Source organism: Pseudoxanthomonas japonensis (genome assembly GCF_010093445.1).
GTDB classification, from domain to species: domain Bacteria; phylum Pseudomonadota; class Gammaproteobacteria; order Xanthomonadales; family Xanthomonadaceae; genus Pseudoxanthomonas_A; species Pseudoxanthomonas_A japonensis.
Genome location: NZ_PDWW01000034.1, coordinates 1 through 14,777, shown reverse-complemented (window position 1 = coordinate 14,777; position 14,777 = coordinate 1). Strand labels below are relative to the sequence as shown.

At 63.0% G+C, this 14,777-nt stretch carries 13 protein-coding genes and 2 tRNA genes; 2 read left to right on the top strand and 13 right to left on the bottom strand.

Features of this window, described 5'->3' with window-relative positions:
- Window positions 1–48: 48 nt before the first annotated feature.
- From pheS to uvrB, 7 genes are all read right to left on the bottom strand, one after another.
- Window positions 49–1,044 carry a phenylalanine--tRNA ligase subunit alpha gene (gene pheS, locus CSC78_RS17340; protein WP_162339117.1) on the bottom strand — a complete coding sequence of 332 codons (996 nt, stop codon included), beginning with the start codon at window positions 1,042–1,044 and terminating at the stop codon, window positions 49–51.
- A gap of 220 nt (window positions 1,045–1,264) precedes the next feature.
- A complete protein-coding gene (gene rplT / locus CSC78_RS17335; RefSeq protein ID WP_162339116.1) occupies window positions 1,265–1,624 on the bottom strand; it encodes a 50S ribosomal protein L20 in 360 nt (119 codons plus the stop codon).
- A gap of 10 nt (window positions 1,625–1,634) precedes the next feature.
- Window positions 1,635–1,832, bottom strand: coding sequence for a 50S ribosomal protein L35 (gene rpmI / locus CSC78_RS17330; protein ID WP_014160066.1), 198 nt, complete (start codon window positions 1,830–1,832; stop codon window positions 1,635–1,637).
- A 355-nt stretch (window positions 1,833–2,187) separates the two neighbouring features.
- Complete coding sequence (gene infC / locus CSC78_RS17325; protein ID WP_162339141.1) at window positions 2,188–2,712, bottom strand: translation initiation factor IF-3; 525 nt, start codon at window positions 2,710–2,712, stop codon at window positions 2,188–2,190.
- 47 nt (window positions 2,713–2,759) lie between these two features.
- A complete protein-coding gene (gene thrS, locus CSC78_RS17320; protein WP_162339115.1) occupies window positions 2,760–4,667 on the bottom strand; it encodes a threonine--tRNA ligase in 1,908 nt (635 codons plus the stop codon).
- A gap of 316 nt (window positions 4,668–4,983) precedes the next feature.
- A tRNA-Val gene (locus tag CSC78_RS17315) sits at window positions 4,984–5,058 on the bottom strand.
- A gap of 76 nt (window positions 5,059–5,134) precedes the next feature.
- Window positions 5,135–7,156 carry an excinuclease ABC subunit UvrB gene (gene uvrB, locus CSC78_RS17310; protein WP_162339114.1) on the bottom strand — a complete coding sequence of 674 codons (2,022 nt, stop codon included), beginning with the start codon at window positions 7,154–7,156 and terminating at the stop codon, window positions 5,135–5,137.
- A 152-nt stretch (window positions 7,157–7,308) separates the two neighbouring features.
- Here uvrB and CSC78_RS17305 point away from each other — a divergent pair, with 152 nt between their 5' ends.
- Both CSC78_RS17305 and CSC78_RS17300 read left to right on the top strand, forming a co-directional pair.
- Window positions 7,309–7,875, top strand: a complete 567-nt coding sequence (locus tag CSC78_RS17305; protein ID WP_162339113.1) for a GspH/FimT family pseudopilin — start codon at window positions 7,309–7,311, stop codon at window positions 7,873–7,875.
- Window positions 7,876–7,963: 88 nt separating this feature from the next.
- Window positions 7,964–8,040, top strand: a tRNA-Asn gene (locus CSC78_RS17300).
- Between the two features lie 161 nt (window positions 8,041–8,201).
- On the opposite strand, the gene CSC78_RS17295 is transcribed toward CSC78_RS17300, so the two are convergent.
- The 6 genes from CSC78_RS17295 to CSC78_RS17270 are packed head-to-tail and all read right to left on the bottom strand — an operon-like array spanning window position 8,202 to window position 14,641.
- Entirely contained in the window at window positions 8,202–8,633 is a 432-nt protein-coding gene (locus CSC78_RS17295; protein WP_274379371.1) for a type IV pilin protein, read from the bottom strand.
- Window positions 8,634–8,636: 3 nt separating this feature from the next.
- Window positions 8,637–12,245, bottom strand: coding sequence for a pilus assembly protein (locus CSC78_RS17290; RefSeq protein ID WP_238391328.1), 3,609 nt, complete (start codon window positions 12,243–12,245; stop codon window positions 8,637–8,639).
- Window positions 12,242–12,781 carry a pilus assembly PilX family protein gene (locus tag CSC78_RS17285; protein WP_162339112.1) on the bottom strand — a complete coding sequence of 180 codons (540 nt, stop codon included), beginning with the start codon at window positions 12,779–12,781 and terminating at the stop codon, window positions 12,242–12,244. Before CSC78_RS17285 ends, CSC78_RS17290 begins: the two co-directional genes overlap by 4 nt.
- Window positions 12,778–13,605, bottom strand: coding sequence for a prepilin-type N-terminal cleavage/methylation domain-containing protein (locus tag CSC78_RS17280; protein ID WP_162339111.1), 828 nt, complete (start codon window positions 13,603–13,605; stop codon window positions 12,778–12,780). The genes CSC78_RS17285 and CSC78_RS17280 overlap by 4 nt, the downstream gene beginning before the upstream one ends.
- Entirely contained in the window at window positions 13,602–14,087 is a 486-nt protein-coding gene (gene pilV / locus CSC78_RS17275; RefSeq protein ID WP_162339110.1) for a type IV pilus modification protein PilV, read from the bottom strand. Before pilV ends, CSC78_RS17280 begins: the two co-directional genes overlap by 4 nt.
- Window positions 14,084–14,641 (bottom strand): GspH/FimT family pseudopilin, encoded by a 558-nt coding sequence (locus CSC78_RS17270; protein WP_238391327.1) that lies wholly within the window; start codon window positions 14,639–14,641, stop codon window positions 14,084–14,086. The genes pilV and CSC78_RS17270 overlap by 4 nt, the downstream gene beginning before the upstream one ends.
- Window positions 14,642–14,777 lie beyond the last annotated feature (136 nt).

Below are 14,777 nucleotides of genomic sequence, written 5' to 3'. Positions count from 1 at the left end.
CATGTGTCGGATGTCGTGATGCCGGAAAGGCGCCGCGTCGAAGGTCGCTTACGCGAACTGCTTCAGGAACCGCACGTCGTTCTCGAAGAACGCGCGCAGGTCGTTGACGCCGTAGCGCAGCATCGCGAAGCGCTCCACGCCGAGGCCGAAAGCGAAGCCGGTATAGCGCTCCGGATCGATGCCGCAGTTGCGCAGCACGTTCGGGTGCACCATGCCGCAGCCCAGCACTTCCAGCCAGCGCGTGCTGCCATCGGGTTGCTGCCAGGCGATGTCGACTTCGGCGCCGGGCTCGACGAACGGGAAGTAGCTGGGACGGAAACGCATCTCGAAGTCGCGCTCGAAGAACGCACGAACGAATTCGGCCAGCGTGCCCTTGAGATCGGCGAAGGTCGAGTGCTCGTCCACCAGCAGGCCTTCCACCTGGTGGAACATCGGCGAATGCGTCTGATCGCTGTCGCTGCGGTAGACCTTGCCGGCGGCGATCATGCGCAGCGGCGGCTGGTGCGTGTCCATGTAGCGCACCTGCACACCCGAGGTGTGCGTGCGCAGCAGCCGGCCGTCGCCGAAGTAGAACGTGTCGTGCATGGCGCGCGCCGGATGGTGCGGCGGGAAGTTCAGCGCCTCGAAATTGTGCTGGTCGTCCTCGATTTCCGGACCGTCGGCCAGTTCGTAGCCCAGGCGACCGAAGATGTCGGCGATACGTTCGAGCGTGCGGCTGATCGGATGCAGGCCGCCGCGCGCGCCATATCGGCCGGGCAGCGTCACGTCGATGGTCTCGCCGGCCAGGCGCGCGTCGAGCGCGGCGTCCTCCAGCACGGACTTGCGCATCGACAAGGCCTCACCGATCGCATCGCGCGCGCGGTTGATGGCTTCGCCGGCCGCCTTGCGCTGGTCGGCAGGCAATGCACCCAATTGCTTCAGCTGCGTGGTGATGCTGCCGCTCTTGCCGAGCAGGGCGACGCGCAGTTGTTCCACCACCTCGGGCGACTGCGCGGCGGCGATGTCGGCCAGTGCCTGGGTGGACAGGGATTCGATTTCGCTCATTTCTTGATCGGGCCTCGTGTCGTCATCCCGGCGAAAGCCGGGATCCATTCTGCCGTTGCATCCGCTTCGCGTCTGGCGGCCTTGCGCGCGAAGATCAAGATGGATTCCGGCTTTCGCCGAAATGACGGCAACCCACAAAAAACAATGGGGAAGGACTCGCGCCCTTCCCCACGTGTTCCCGGCGATGGACTGCCGGAGTGCTGTACGGTGGAGACGCGGCTTACGCCGCGAGTGCGCCCTTCGCCTTTTCAGCCAGGGCCGCAAAACCGGCCGCATCGTGCACGGCGATGTCCGCCAGCACCTTGCGGTCCAGGGTGATGCCAGCCTTCAGCAGACCGTTCATGAAACGGCTGTAGCTCAGGCCGTTGATGCGCGCCGCCGCGTTGATACGCGTGATCCACAGCGAACGGAAGTTGCGCTTCTTCTGCTTGCGGCCGATGTAGGCGTACTGCTGCGCCTTGATGACCGCCTGCTTGGCGACGCGGAACACCTTGCGGCGCGCGTTGTAGTAACCCTTGGCCAGGGTGAGGATCTTCTTGTGACGGCGACGCGCCATCACGCCACGCTTAACTCGTGCCATGTCTCAGTCCTCAGAGGTAGGGAAGCATGCGGTTCAGACGGCCGCTGTCTTCGGCGCGAATGATGTTCGTCGCACGAAGGCCGCGCTTACGCTTGGTCGCTTTCTTGGTGAGGATGTGGCTACGGTTGGCGTGGCCAGCCTTGAACTTGCCGGAGGCGGTCTTGCGGAAACGCTTCGCCGCCGCCCGGTGGGTCTTGATCTTGGGCATTGCTATGTCCTTGACGGGTTTATGTCACTGATCCGGGCGGCGCCCTTTCAATGCTTTGCGGCTTCGCCGCGAAGATTGAAAGGCCACTCTTTCCATCCATGCCCATATCGGCTTGTAAGTCGTTGATTCCAGAACGGAACCTGCGACGGGTCCATCGGCTGCGAGCAGCCTCCCGGCGTACCGGGCCGCGTATTATGCCCGCTGGCGTTTTCTCTTGCAAATCCGGCTACTTAGCGAGGGAACCGGAGGGCGCCAAAAGCGAAAGGCGCCTTGCGGCGCCTTCCCCTCACCCTTTGCCCTCTCCCCGCATGCGGGGCGAGGGGAACGGGTGATGTCGGCGGCTCCGCCGCCGACATCACTTCTTTTTGGGGGCGATCATCATGACCATCTGGCGGCCTTCCAGGCGCGGACGGGACTCGATGACGATCTCGTCGCCCAGCTCGGCCTCGATGCGCGCGGCCATCTCGCGACCCAGCTCCTGATGGCTCATCTCGCGGCCACGGAAGCGGATGTTGACCTTGACCTTGTCGCCCTCTTCCAGGAAGCGGCGGATGTTGCGCATCTTGATCTGGTAGTCGCCCTCGTCGGTGACCGGGCGAAACTTGAGTTCCTTGATCTCGACCTGCTTCTGCTTCTTCTTGGCCTCGTTGGCCTTCTTCTGCATTTCGAACTTGAACTTGCCGAAGTCCATGATCTTGCAGACGGGCGGCTCGGCGTTGGGCTGGATCTCGACGAGATCCAGACCTTCGTCCTCCGCCTTGGCCAGGGCTTCGTCGCGCGAAAGCACGCCGATCATCTCGCCATCGGAACCGATCACGCGCACCCGCGGCACGCGGATTTCGTGGTTCTTGCGGTTTTGCTTGTTGTCAGGGGTGCTGATGTTGCAGTCTCCAGGGAGGGTTGTACCGGTCGACCAGGGGCCGGAACTTAGTGTGCAGCGTGCTCGTTCCGCAAACGTTCGGCAAAGGCGGCAACGGACATGCTGCCAAGATCTTCCCCTGAACGCGTACGCACGGCGATGGCGCCATTGTCCTTCTCGCGGTCGCCGACCACCAGCAGGTAAGGCACCCGCTGCAGCGTGTGCTCGCGAATCTTATAGCCGATCTTCTCGTTCCGCAAATCCGCCGCCACCCGGAAGCCTTGATTTGCAAGGGTTTTCCGGACCTCGGCCACATAATCGGCCTGGGCGTCGGTGATATTCATCACCACCGCCTGCTGGGGGGCCAGCCAGGACGGGAATGCACCAGCGTGGTGCTCGATCAGGATGCCGATGAACCGCTCCATCGAGCCCACGATGGCCCGGTGCAGCATGACCGGGTGCTGGCGCTGGCTGTTCTCGTCCACGTACTCGGCGCCCAGGCGGCCCGGCATCATGAAATCGACCTGCATGGTGCCCAGCTGCCAGGTCCGGCCGATGGCGTCCTTCAGGTGGTACTCGATCTTGGGACCATAGAAGGCGCCCTCGCCCGGCAGTTCCTGCCACTCCACCCCGCAGCTGCGCAGCGCGGCGCGCAGGGCGGCCTCGGCCTTGTCCCAGGTGGCGTCGTCGCCCAGGCGCGATTCCGGGCGCAGGGCGATCTTGATCTGGATGTCCTCGAAGCCGAAGTCCGAATAGACCTTCAGCGCCTGCTGGTGGAACGCGGTGACCTCGGCCTCGATCTGGTCTTCCGTGCAGAAGATGTGGCCGTCGTCCTGGGTGAAGCCGCGCACGCGCAGGATGCCGTGCAGCGCACCCGACGGCTCGTTGCGGTGGCAGGCGCCGAATTCGCCGTAGCGGATCGGCAGGTCGCGGTAGCTGTGCAGGCCCTGGTTGAACACCTGCACGTGGCCCGGGCAGTTCATCGGCTTGACCGCGTAGGTGCGGTTCTCCGACTCGCTGAAGAACATGTTTTCCTTGTAGTTGTCCCAGTGGCCGGACTTCTTCCACAGGGCGACGTCGAGAATCTGCGGGCAGCGCACCTCCTGGTAGCCGCTGTCGCGGTAGACCTTGCGCATGTACTGCTCGACCACTTGCCAGATGGCCCAGCCCTTCGGGTGCCAGAACACCAGGCCCGGCGCCTCTTCCTGCAGGTGGAACAGCTCCTGCTGCTTGCCGATCTTGCGGTGGTCGCGCTTCTCGGCTTCCTCGATGCGCTGGATGTAGGCCTCAAGCTGCTTCTTGTCGGCCCAGGCGGTGCCGTAGATGCGCTGCAGCTGCTCATTCTTGGCGTCGCCGCGCCAGTAGGCGCCGGAGATGCGCGTCAGCTTGAACGCCTTCAGGAAACGCGTGTTCGGCACGTGCGGGCCGCGGCACATATCCACGTATTCCTGGTGGTAGTACAGGCCCATCGCGGTAACTTCGGGACCCATGTCGTCGATCAGGCGCAGCTTGTAGTCCTCGCCGCGGGCCTTGAACACGTCCACGACCTCGGCGCGCGGCGTCATCTTCTTGATGACGTCGTAGTCCTGCGAGATCAGTTCCTGCATGCGCTGTTCGATCGCCGCCAGGTCCTCGGGCGTGAACGGGCGTTCGCTGTAGATGTCGTAATAGAAGCCTTCGGCGATGACCGGGCCGATGACCATCTTCACGTCCGGGTACAGCTGCTTCACCGCATGGCCGACCAGGTGGGCGCAGGAGTGGCGGATGATCTCAACGCCCTCCTCGTCCTTCGGCGTGATGATGCGCAGCGACGCGTCGTGGTCGATGACGTCGCTGGCGTCGACCAGCACGCCGTCGACCGCGCCGGCCACGGTGGCCTTGGCCAGGCCGGCGCCGATGGACTGCGCGACCTCCATGACGGAGACAGGATTGTCGAACTCGCGGCGGCTGCCGTCGGGGAGCGTGATGGTGATCATGTAAGGGCCGGGAATGGAGAATCGGGAGTGGGGAATCGGCGGCGGCAAAAGCGGGCGGGATTCAAGGGGAGCATCGGGACCCAGCGCGGTGGTTGCGACGATTCCCTACTCCCCATTCCCGATTCCCTCGCCGTCCTGCGGCCAACAAAAAAGCGCCACGAGGGCGCCTACGGGATGCAGTGCCTCGGGCAGTACCAGATTCAGGCGGTGGTAGTGCTCATGTCGCACGCTCGGCCGGCGTTGCCGCGGACCACCTCGTGAGGAAGATGGCGCATCGGGCTGGCCCCAGAAGTCCGGAATCCACGCTGTGGAAGCGTGGTGGGCGGTACAGGGTTCGAACCTGTGACCCCTACCATGTCAAGGTAGTGCTCTACCGCTGAGCTAACCGCCCGGTCTGCCCTTTGCAGGGGCGCGAATTCTAGCCCGGAAGGAGGGTCGCCGACAACCGGGGCATGCAATCCGGCGTATCAGCCGCCCAGGCTGGCTTCCTTCAGCCGCTGGATCTGGTCGCGCAGGCGCGCGGCGTCCTCGAATTCCAGGTCGCGCGCGTGCTGGTACATCTGCTGCTCCAGCGCCTTGATGCGGGCCACCGCCTGGGCGGGATCCATCACACCGTACTCGGCCGGCTCCTCGGCCACCCGACGCGACTTGCCCCGCCCGGACTTGCCCTCGCTGGTCGCTTCGCTGCGGGCGCCCTCCAGGATATCCACGATGGGACGGGCCACGGACTTCGGCGTGATGCCGTGCTCCAGGTTGTACTCCACCTGCTTCTCGCGACGGCGGGCCGTTTCGTCCATCGCCGCCTGCATGGACCGGGTGATCTTGTCGGCATACAGGATGGCCTTGCCGCGCAGGTTGCGCGCGGCGCGGCCGATCGTCTGGATCAGCGAGCCGGTCGAGCGCAGGAAGCCCTCCTTGTCGGCGTCGAGAATCGCCACCAGCGATACCTCCGGCATGTCCAGGCCTTCGCGCAGCAGGTTGATGCCCACCAGCACGTCGAACTTGCCCAGCCGCAGGTCGCGGATGATCTCCACGCGTTCGACCGTATCGACGTCAGAGTGCAGGTAGCGCACCTTGATGCCGTGTTCGCCGAGGTATTCGGTCAGGTTCTCGGCCATGCGCTTGGTCAGCGTGGTGACCAGCACGCGGTCGCCCCACGACACGCGCTCGTTGATCTGCGACAACAGGTCGTCCACCTGCGTGCCGACGGGGCGGATCTCCACTTCCGGGTCGATCAGGCCGGTGGGGCGCACCACCAGCTCGACGATCTCGCCGGCGGACTCGCGCAGCTCGTAAGGGCCGGGTGTGGCGGAGACATAGATGCTGCGTGGCGAGCGCGCCTCCCATTCCTCGAAGCGCAGCGGCCGGTTGTCCAGCGCCGACGGCAGGCGGAACCCGAACTCCACCAGCGTCTCCTTGCGCGAGCGGTCGCCCTTGTACATGGCGCCGATCTGCGGAATGGTCACGTGCGACTCGTCGATGACCAGCAGCGCATCGGCAGGCAGGTAGTCGAACAGCGTCGGCGGCGGCTCGCCCGGCGCCTTGCCGGTCAGGTGGCGCGAGTAGTTCTCGATGCCGGAACAGAAGCCGACCTCCGCCATCATCTCCACGTCGAACTGGGTGCGCTGCGCCAGCCGCTGCGCTTCCACCAGCTTGTTCTGCGCGTACAGGTTCTCCAGGCGGTCTTTCAGTTCGACCTTGATGGTATCGATCGCCGCCAGCACGCGCTCGCGGGTCGTGGCGTAGTGGGTCTTGGGGTAGACGGTGTAGCGCTGCAGCTTGCGCAGCGATTCGCCGGTGAGCGGATCGAACAGGCTCAGCCCCTCGACCTCGCCGTCGAACAGTTCGATGCGGATGGCTTCTGCATCGCTTTCGGCCGGGTGCACGTCGATGATCTCGCCGCGCACGCGGAACGTACCGCGCTGCAGTTCGTACTCGTTGCGGGTGTACTGCAGCTGGGTCAGGTGGCGGATGAGTTCGCGCTGGTCGATCCGCTCGCCCAGCGACAGGATCAGCCGCAGCGACAGGTAGTCTTCCGGCGCGCCCAGGCCGTAGATGGCGGACACGGTGGCCACCACCAGCGCATCCGGTCGCGACAGCAGCGTCTTGGTCGCCGCCAGCCGCATCTGTTCGATGTGCTCGTTGATCGAGCTGTCCTTCTCGATGAAGGTATCGCTCGAAGGCACGTAGGCCTCGGGCTGGTAGTAGTCGTAATAACTGACGAAGTACTCGACCGCGTTGTGCGGGAAGAACGCCTTGAACTCGCCATACAGCTGCGCCGCCAGCGTCTTGTTGGGCGCCATGATCAAGGTCGGCTTCTGCACCTGCTGCACCACGTTGGCGATGGTGTAGGTCTTGCCCGAGCCCGTCACGCCCAGCAGCGTCTGCTTCGCCAGGCCCGCCTCGAAATTCTCGGTGAGTTTCTTGATCGCCTGCGGCTGGTCGCCGGCCGGGGAATAGGGGGAAACGAGCTGGAAACGGTCGGTCATGGCGCACAACCCGGAGACAAGCGGACGAGTATAGCGATGGGCGTGTGACAGCCGCCGCGGCGAATCCCTACATGCGGACAGGCCCGGACCTGATGGCGGGCGATGGGGCAGCGCCGCGAACCTGATCCCGTCCTATCCGCAAGGAGTTGTCGATGGCACGGATGCCTTCGCCGCCCCATCAGGGGAGTCACGTACGTCGTCCCGTATCCACCCATGGCTTCACGCTGGTGGAAATCTCCGTCACTCTGTCTGTCTTGGCGCTCATGGTCGCCATTGGCCTGCCGTCGCTGCGGGAGTTCCGGGCCCGCCAACAGGCCAGCGCGATGACGAACCTGCTGATGTCCCACTTCGCCTCGGCCCGGATGACCGCCATCAGCCACAACGTGCCGGTCGTGGTCTGCCCCAGTGATGGCGCCGGCAACTGCCGCAACGGCACCGACTGGGGAGGCCATTGGCTGTCCTTCCGCGACCCGGACGGGAACCGTGAGCCCGACGACAGCAACGACATCTACCGGAACGAGCCGGCGCCCAGCGCGCCGAGCATCCGGGTGGTATCCAGCCAAGGGCGCCGGCATGTCCGCTATCAGCCGACCGGGATGAGCTACGGCACCAACCTGACCATCCGGATCTGCTACGACGGCCGCGTGGCAAGCAGCGTTGTCCTGAACAACACAGGCCGCCCACGCGCTGTGCGAGGCAACCTGAAGACGCCGTGCTGATGATCCAGCGCCATGGGCGCCAGATCCCGCATGCCCTCAGCCCCTGAGGCTTGTCGCCACGGGAATCGCTGGCTACAATACGCGCCCCGCCCGAATAGCTCAGCCGGTTAGAGCACTTGACTGTTAATCAGGGGGTCGTTGGTTCGAGTCCAACTTCGGGCGCCAGATCAAAAGAAAAAGCCGCATCGAAAGATGCGGCTTTTTTGTTGCCCTCTCCACCCCAGCGGCGATGGCGATACAGCGACCTCAAATGACAGGTCTCGCCACCGACGATGACCGGACCCAGACGTATCGCGTGCGCGACATGCTAAAGCGTTAGGCTTTTCTCACCAACAGCCTTGCGTCGTGGGCAAGCGATTGCCGGCCTGATCGATCGAGAGGTTGCCACAGCGATCACTCGCCTGACTTCCCTGCGGGGTAGCAATCAGCAAGTAAGTCCTTGGTGCCAAACTGTCGGTATCCACTGAGACCGTGTAGAACCTGCTCGCGTCAGCATCACAGGTAAAGACGGTCGGACTGTCATCAGCGTCGTACGCCAGTGCCGTGGTGTAGAAGCGCTCCATCTGCTGCGCTGCCTGCAACAAGCAGGCAGTGCCAGCAGCCCGCCGGCCCTTTCGCACGTGTTCGAGGTAGCTGGGCAAGGCGATCGAGGCCAGGATGCCGATGATGGCCACCACCACCATCAGTTCGATCAAGGTGAACCCAGCTAGCGCACGTGGCGCGGCCTTGACGGAAACCATCATATGTTCGCTCTCCATGTGTCAGTCCCTGCGGATCTCGCGCCATGAGGCGCGGTCCCAGCGCGGCGCCGCCGTACGCACCGTATTCAATCCGGCGCCACCGCTGCCACCAACCCCCAGCAAACCGCGCAATAGATTCGGCAAGGTAGGCATGCCGTTACCCAGGTTCACCGATCCCACCGGCAAGCCGCCAGTAACCGCCGTATCCTCCGTAGCTCCATCGCCATTCAAGTCGAAATACGAGAGGCTGCCGCTGGTGCCGGTGAAGGCATCCAGCGCATTGATGTAGCCGGTACCGCTGGAACTGCAGGCACCACCCGAGGGGATGATGCTGGCAGTAACCAGGAAACGGCCCGCCAACTGTGCGTCCTGCACGATCCGCTCACCGCTGACAGGAAGATCCAGATACCAGCCCTTCGAGCTGGACGGCAGCGCTGCGCGCGATTCAAATGCGCGCACATTGCCCTCCGTCACCTGGATGGATCGTTCGGTCAGCTCATCACGTGTGCGGGTAGTATTTTCATCGATGAACCCGTACATGCTCTGTACGTCAGTGCTTCCTGGCTGGGCATCCTCAGCGGTGAGGTAGCGGCCGGTGCCGAAGAAGACCCAGCGCTTCCGTGTGAGCGGATGGACACCCACCGCCACACCACCACTGATGGGCTGCGCATTTCCATCTTCGTCCTGCGCCGTGAACAGGCGGGTAGCGGTCCAATCAGCCGGGGTAGAGGAGGTCATGTCGAACTTCCAGACGTTGCCTTGCATGTCGCCGGCATAGACATAGGCCAGCGTCTTGCCATCTACGCCATAGACGCCCGTCGCCGAGGACAGGCCATTGGGTGCAAGCGCACTTCCAACCCCAGTATCGATTTCGCGAATGACGCTGCCCGTATCCAGGTCCAGCACGATCAGCACGGCGCGCTCATTGGTACTGTTGGGACCATTGCCAACGACCACGGCTGGCGTGCGCGTGCCGGCATTCACGCTGGCCAGCAACGGCTTGCTGAGCACCAAGCCCATGTTGTTGCTTGTGGTTTCAGCACGCTCCCACTTGAAGTTTGAGGCCGCCATCGATGCGGGATTGGTGACGTCCAGCGCGTACAGTCCCTTGCCGCCACGCCCCAAGCTCCCGACCAGGATGTTCTCGCCGCCCGGCGTCAGAGAGCGACGACTGACTGCGATAGGACCATCGACGAAATACCTGTGTGCGTAGTCGCCGCGGCTCAGGGTGGACAGCAGGCCCAAGTTGATGATGCTGGGAATGTAGGCGAACAGTTCCTCGCCGCTGCTCGCGTCGAAGGCATGCAGCATGCCGTCGTTGGCGCCCACATAGAGCGTATTGGTTTCCGCGTCATACGCGGGCGATGAATTGACGATGTCGCCCAACACGCTGGTACGCCTGCGCAGGTGCGGCGCTTCGTTGCCTTCCAGACTCGTATCGCCCTTGATGTAGTCGGCATTCTTCGCGCCAGTTACCGGATAGTTGAACGTGCCACCGGTCCTGGCGAGAGCAGTCCTCTGATTATCAGTCGGGAAAGTGTGTCCTGTGCCGTCTTCGGAAGTCAGGACATTACGCGCATTCCAACTGCCGACACTCGCATTCCACATCTCAGCGCCGTCCGACGCCCTGCTGGCCCTCAGACCACCTTTCCAACTGCCCTGCTCGTAGCTGGCGTTGAACACCAGCGTGCTGGCCTCCGGCGATACGGACGTGGACGCGACGTTGGAGTAGGAACTGCTGCGTCGCTCGATTTCAGTCAATGCGTCCAGCAAGGCCTTGGTGAACCTGTCGGCATCGTTGGCCAGTACGTACTTGCCACGCCCGTTCACCGCCGCATGCCACAGATCGTCGATGCTGCTGGCTTTATTGTTGACAGAGATTGGCCAGCTCTTTGTACCATCCGTGATAGCCGGCAAATCCGTTTCCGGATCCAGGCTACCCGCGGCGCCCAGCGACACCGAGAACGTCACCATATGCTGGTGGCTGGCCGGGTCGTCGATCGACGCCGGCACGTTGTTTGCCAGATCCTCGCGCAAGTCGGTCTTCCAGTAATACATGGCGATATCGGCCAAGGTATCGGCCTGGTTATCGCCCTTGTATGGCCGAGGGAAAGAACCATCCTGCTCGCCGACTTTTTTGTCCAGGCCTTCATTCGTGTAATCGTAGGTCGCGGCATCCGAGTCGTTACGGTAACCATCGGTGGTCAGGATCATGTAGCTCTGGCGGCAGCTGAATTGCTCCACCGGCTCGCCAGGGCCCCAAGGGCCGTCCGATGCATGGTCCGTGGCGAAGTAATTGCCAGCATTCCATATTGCGGAGCGCAACGGTGTGGCGCCGCCGCCATTTTCGGAATACAAGCGCTGGAACCAGGCAGTTCGGTTGTTGTCTGCACCGTTGGTGCCATTCGGATCATCGAACAAGCCTTGGTTGCGCGTCACCGGAATGGGTTTCGCAGGTGACATCGGATGATCTCTCCACCGGCCCCCTGCCGGCCATACGCCCCCGCCGGGAATGACAGCGGTGGTCGTCGGCATGTCGTTCCAGATATTGCGATAGCCGACGCGATAATTGGTGCCGATCTGGGCGAATGCGCGCCCGGCGCCTGATTTCGCGACCTTATAACGAGTGCGGTGGTAGGAATACCAGGTAGCGAAATTCTCCAATTCCGCTGCAGCGCTACGTCCGGTCGGAGTCGCCGTGGTGCAATTCACCCAACCATATCCACTACATCTATCGAGCTGATATGTAATGGTCAGCGTCACGCCGCTGTAGTTGTTTCTGCCCCGAAGTCCCACGTTGATCTGTTCGCCGGTCGCCGGATTGTTGCGGACGATGGTCTTGGTGGCATTACCGTTGGCCACGTTACTCGTGGAGTTCGCGGCTGTCGGGGTGGCATTGACCCTCATGAACAGGTCGACATTGCCCGCTGTAGTGGCCGTGATGGTTACACGGTTCGCGTTGGCTGGAACCGTGAAGACTGGAAAATCCGTCCTGAAGCTCCCATTTGCCCCCGAAACGTTCGCGACGGGATAGTCAGGCGCGACGGTGAAACTGGCAACGCCACCCCACTCCGAACGTTCAACGACGCCGTTGGTAAGGATCTGGTAACGGTAGTAGCCGGAAACGTTGCCGAACGTCGTCGGATCATTCGGATTTCTGGGGTAGTAGAACGTCCTGATCTGATTTGACAGGTTGATGGTCGCGGTAGCGAATGGCCAAACCCTGTTGGCGTCGCTGTAGGCGGCGGCATAACTCTTGCCACCCGTCATTTCGGAACCATCGGGGTTCACCCAGGGCAAGTACGTCTTGCGCGGGTCGTAGTAGATGGTGTTGCGGGTGTAGGCTTGCAACGCCATCGTGTCGCCGTTGCTGTTATCGGCAGTGCCGGCAATTCTTGGCACACTGTCCGGCATGTAATCATTGGACATCGAGCCAGAATTATCGAGCACCAGCAGAATGTTCGGCGGTATTCGTGTACCGGTGGTCATCGGCTCGTCCGGAATCGCGACGCCGGCATTGACTGGGAGAGCCAGTAGTGTCGCCAGGAAAGCCACAGGTGTGCTCCACCACGGACGGTGGCTGGTATTCTGACGAGGCGAGCACAGAGAAGAAGAAGAAAAAGTGTTCATGGCTCATCCGGGATGCGACTGATGACGGTGGCTTGCACAAGCACGTCGGCGCGGCCTGCGGCACGGCTGCGTGCGGTCACGCGGTACAAGGGATTGGCGCAATTGAGCGTGGAGCCTGAAGTGGTATCGCAACCACCGGGTTGGCCGGGGCCGGTGCCGATGTACTCGATCCAGTATTCGGGATTCTCCGCGACCATCTGGTTGTCGTAGCTATCGTCGGGTACCTGACGCCATGCGGGCACGGAGCCGCTGGGGCAGATGCTGTCAGACGTGCAGTCCGCCGCCGTGGGAATGCGGCGATCCCAGTCCCCTGCACCAAGCACCTGATCCTGCGCGAATCGAAGCGCACCTTCGGCCGCCTGGAAAGCAATGCTACGGTCACGCAGGTTAGCGGCCATGCGCTCCTGCATGGCGGAACTGCGCATGATCGCCAGGCCGAGGATAGCCGTCACCACCAGCAGGACCAGCACCACGATCAAGGCGATACCCTGCTGATCGCGGCTCATGCCGACGGAACGGGAACGATCGGATTTCATAGCGTGCGCCCCCGCAAGCTGACGATGTTGGATACCTGCCGCGTCAGGTCGCGGCCATCGACGTCCGCGCCCTGCAAGGTCATGTTGATCCGTACGGCCACCACATCGTCACCCGGCGTATCGGCGTAGTTGGCTTGGCCACGCTGGCGATAACCGAAATCGATGTCCTGCACGCCGTCGATCACTTCCTCGGCCGCCCCGCCGAAACGCGACATGTAGAGGGAACTGCCTCCGCGACCATTTTCCTGCACGAACCATTGCACGTCGCGAAAACGAGCCAAGACGACTGACGGCAGCAGAGCAGCATCGGTCACCGGGTAGTCCGGCAGACCATCGAAACTGACGGTCATCCCGGTCACGCCAGTGGCTGCGACGACGTGAGTACGGCTGCTGTTGCACAGCATGATGAGGTTTCCGACGGAAAACGCGTCGGAGGCAGTATCGAGTTCCTCGTCATCCAGCGTGACGGAACTGGACGTCGTACTCTCCACACGGTAGGCGGTATCGTCGCCGGAGAACACGCGCAGCGAGGTGGCATCCCCCTGGATGGGCGAACCGCTGAACTGAGCAGCTTCCGCGTTGGCACCCATGATTTCCGAATACCGTGAACAGGCACTGCCACCGGCGGCGCGGATGTCGCGAGACATCAACTCGAACGCGATACGGGCATTTTCCTGGATGCGGTTCAAGCCTTCGTTCGAGCGATAGGTGGCCTGATTGGACTGCAGGATCGCGAAGGCAGCGCCGGTGACCAGCAAGCCCAGCACCAAGGCCACCATCAGTTCGATCAGGCTGAAGCCAGCGGCAAGACGGCGCGATGTCATATGGTCGTCCTCGTGACCACTCGCCGCTCGTTGCCACCGCCGGCACGCGAGTCATCCCACTGAATGGTAATGACGCAAGCCTCCGGGCAGCCAGTGATCTGGCCGCATGTCGTGTCATCGTCGTCGGTATTGGCGATGTTGTTCTTAAGATCGGTGATCCAGGTCTGCAGGTCGCTCTCGGCCACACTGCTGCCGGCCTCCGCGGCACACATCATGCCGTCGGTGTTGTAGTCCTCCGCGGCAGCACGGTTGGCGCGCATGGCATCGAGGATGGCGTTGGTCTGCATGACCGCCTGGCTGGTTTCGAGCGAACTCTGGCCGCCGCGCAGGGCGACGGATTGCATGGCGGCCACCCCGAGCAGGCCGATGCTCAACACCACCACGGCCACCAGCACTTCGATCAGGCTGATACCGCGCAAAGACCGCGCGCTTGGCAATGGCCGGCGACGAGAAGCCGCAACACTGTGGATGCGATGACTCATGAGCAAGCACCTCCTCCATCTGCCCTTTCGGTCGTGATATGTCCTGCCACGCTTATGGTTATCACCCGCTGGTTCTCAACGGGACGAGTCGTCGGGATACAGACGGTGAGCACTTGCGCCGAAGGAATCAGCCCCGCCGAATTGAATGTGATGCCGCCCGCGGGCCCTGCGAGTTGCACGTTGCCCGGGAACAGGCCACCCCGCACAACTTCCTCGCTATCGTCGAGGTTGTTGTTTCCCACGATGGCCCAGCCCCCCCAGTCGGCCCCGTTCGAGCACGTCGTGCCATCGGTGCTCCGACACAGACGCACCGGCGAATTGCGCCGGATGGCCTCCACACGCGCCAATTGTGCGGCAGCGGTCAGTTCGCCGGCCGTGCTGGAAAGGCGGTTGGAGTTCATCAGCGAGACCATCGACGGTGCGGCGATGGCCGAAAGGATCGCGATCACCGCGATGGTCACCATCAGCTCGATCAGTGTGAAGCCCCTCTGGCGCTGCCGGCGACGGTGCACTGCGCCTCCGCTGCCGGCATCGCTTGGGTGTGAGACGGACATACCCTTCCCCTTGTTGACGGCTTACCCTAGCCTCAACCTGGGGCTCCGGCCAGTTCTTCCCGAATGAACGGCGCGATTCGCCACCCCAATGGCGACTTCCAGCCAATGGCACCCTGCTCGAGGCCCCGGCTACCCT